1 protein-coding gene is annotated in these 569 nt (G+C 72.9%); it reads right to left on the reverse strand.

Annotation, left to right across the window (positions count from 1 at the left end; genetic code table 11):
- Window positions 1-555: DUF222 domain-containing protein (locus ACZYZ9_RS26455; protein WP_463829109.1), on the reverse strand; the 555-nt coding region annotated here is incomplete at its 3' end.
- Window positions 556-569: the final 14 nt, after the last annotated feature.

Consider the following 569-nt stretch of genomic DNA (forward strand, 5'->3'; position numbering starts at 1 on the left):
GCCGGGGTGGATCAGGGGCACGATTGTGGCGGAGACGGCTAGGTCGGCGAGCAGTTCGGGGGTGATGAGTCCGTCGGCGGCGCCGATCATCGCCGCGGGAGCCGTGCTGCTGCTGCCGTGGGTGAGGGCGGCGTGGGGGGCGATCACATGGATGGTCACCGGGGAGGCCGGTGGGCGGGTGGGGGCGGTGCAGTCGGTGCGCCGGCACAGACAGCTCATGCGGGTGGCGCGGGCGGTGAGGGCTTCGATGGCATCGGCGCGGCGTTGTTCGGGGGTGCGGGGGTCGTGCGGGCAGACGGTGGCGGCCAGGGCGGTCAGGGTCTGGCTCAGGGCGCGGGCGTCGGTGGGGCGCAGTTGGCCCTCGATGGGGCACAGGCCGTCGTAGGGGTCGCCGATGTCGAGGTGGCGTTCGGTGTGGCGTTTCTCGCGGCGGCGCACCGCATCGATGTCGACCTGGGCGATGATGGCGTCGACTTTGTTGCTCAGCCGTGCGGGGGTCAGGGAGGGCCAGCGGGTGATGTGGGCGGCGATGGCGCGGTCCACGCGGGCCAGGATGTCGGGGTCGGTGA

This window comes from Mycobacterium sp. IDUB_28, from assembly GCF_055419285.1.